Source organism: Mesorhizobium sp. M1A.F.Ca.IN.020.06.1.1 (genome assembly GCF_004023265.1).
Classification (GTDB): Bacteria; Pseudomonadota; Alphaproteobacteria; order Rhizobiales; family Rhizobiaceae; genus Mesorhizobium.
In genome coordinates, this window is record NZ_RZSR01001091.1 from 1 (window position 1) to 1,838 (window position 1,838).

Genomic DNA, 1,838 nt, shown 5'->3' on the forward strand with positions numbered 1-1,838 from the left:
GACCAAGAGGCCGCCACGGCCGGTGGCGCCGGCATACTGGCTGGCATCGCCTTTGACCACGATCGAGCCGGACATCATGTTCTCGCCGACGCCGGGGCCGGCCGAGCCATGCACGGTGATCGCGGCACCATCATTCATGCCGGCGCAGTAATAGCCGACGCTGCCGCGCACATCGATGCTGATCGGCTGGTCGACGCCGACGGCGACCGAATGGCTGCCTTTCGGGTTGAGCACTTCCCAAGCGGTCTCGTTCGAGCCGGGGGTCAGCTGATGAAGCGCCTGGTTCAGCTCGCGCAGCGACTGTTCCGCAAGGTCGAAGACCCTCGCATGGCCTTGCTCGCGCTGCGCCTTCGGCATGGGTGTTGCAGGCATGAACTCAATGCTCCCAGAAATAGACCGTTGCGGGCTCCGGCTCCCAGACCCTCGCATTGTCTATGCCGGGCAATTTGGTGAGCGCGCGATATTCCGAGCCAAACGCGACATACTGGTCGGTCTCGGCCATCACGGCCGGCTTGCAGGCGATCGGATCGCGCACAACGCCGAAGCCGTTCTTGGTCCCGACGACGAAGGTGAAAAAGCCGTCGAGGTCGGAGAGCGTGCCTTCGAGCGCTTCGCCGAGATTCTTGCCATGCGCCATCCTGTTGGAGAGATAGGCGGCCGCCACTTCCGTATCATTCTCCGTCTCGAAGGTCATACCTTCCCGCACCAGCTCGCGGCGGACATTGTTGTGGTTGGAGAGCGAACCGTTGTGCACCAGGCACTGGTCGGCGCCGGTCGAGAAGGGATGCGCGCCCATCGTAGTGACCGCCGATTCCGTCGCCATGCGGGTATGGCCGATACCATGCGTGCCGGTCATCGAGCGCACGTCGAAGCGATCGACGACGGCCGCCGGCAGGCCGACTTCCTTGTAGATCTCGACCGCTTCGCCGGCGCCCATGATGCGGATATCGGGCCGAAGCGACTGCAGCGCCTCACGCGCGGCGTCGACCTTGTCGGGCGTGGTGCGGATAACCGCATGCGTCGACTTCACCGCGACGCTCACCGGCGCGCCGACCGCCTTGGCGAGCTCGATGTCGAGGCCGCGGAAATCGCGCTCGGGCTTCGGCGACTGCACGGTGATCTTAGCCTCATTGCCGGTCGCCGCGCCATAGATGGCGATGCCGGCGCTGTCCGGACCGCGGTCGCTGAGCGAGATAAGCATCTCCGACAGCATCGCGCCGAGATTCGGCTCCAGCGTCTTGTCCTTGAGGAAAAGTCCGACGATTCCGCACATGTCAGCCTCCGACGTTTGTGGCTTCCAGATGGTGTACCGAATGAAATCCGCGAATTCAATGGCATGAAAGAAATTTTCCTCTGATTATATTTCCGTTCTCGCGCCGCCTGTAGCGTTGTCGCCGTCGGGATGGCCGTGGGCCCATATCGCGTGGCGGACCCGCGCTATCCTGTAGGCATCGAGGATCGACAGAGCATAGATCAGGAACCCGCCGGCATGGCGACCGATGAAGCTGGCATCCGCCGGCGCCACCTTGGTCGTGACCCAGCCGAGGATCACCATGAAGAACAGGAACTGCAGGCCCCGCGCCGGCAAGCCGAGCATGACATGTCCGCTGCCCGGCAGAGCGATCGCGGAGGCCAGCACAAGATAAGGGTTCGAAGGCCGGGCGGCGGGTTCGGTGGCGTTGCTCATGCGGCCTGCCTTTCGCACTGGTTGATCGCGTCGCGAATCGAGGATGCGGCTTCGAGCAGTTTTTCGATCAATGTCGGATCGAGCCTCGCGTCGCCGAAAGCAGCTTGCCGGAACACACCGTAGCGCGCGCGATCGGCCTGGGCCAGCAGCC

2 protein-coding genes and 1 pseudogene are annotated in these 1,838 nt (G+C 63.8%); all 3 read right to left on the reverse strand.

The features are described from left to right. A pseudogene (locus EOA60_RS31250) lies at positions 1-372 on the reverse strand (protein GlxC); the annotation flags it as partial. Between the two features lie 4 nt (positions 373-376). Further along, positions 377-1,273 (reverse strand): glutamine amidotransferase family protein, encoded by an 897-nt coding sequence (locus EOA60_RS31255; RefSeq protein WP_095823864.1) that lies wholly within the window; start codon positions 1,271-1,273, stop codon positions 377-379. 84 nt (positions 1,274-1,357) lie between these two features. Beyond that, positions 1,358-1,687 carry a hypothetical protein gene (locus EOA60_RS31260; RefSeq protein ID WP_095800952.1) on the reverse strand — a complete coding sequence of 110 codons (330 nt, stop codon included), beginning with the start codon at positions 1,685-1,687 and terminating at the stop codon, positions 1,358-1,360. Positions 1,688-1,838 lie beyond the last annotated feature (151 nt).

Excerpts from the sequence above, each read along its gene's own strand:
- EOA60_RS31255 (WP_095823864.1), bottom strand. The coding sequence starts at position 1,273 with ATGTGCGGAATCGTCGGACTTTTCCTCAAGGACAAGACGCTGGAGCCG.
- EOA60_RS31260 (WP_095800952.1), bottom strand. The coding sequence starts at position 1,687 with ATGAGCAACGCCACCGAACCCGCCGCCCGGCCTTCGAACCCTTATCTT.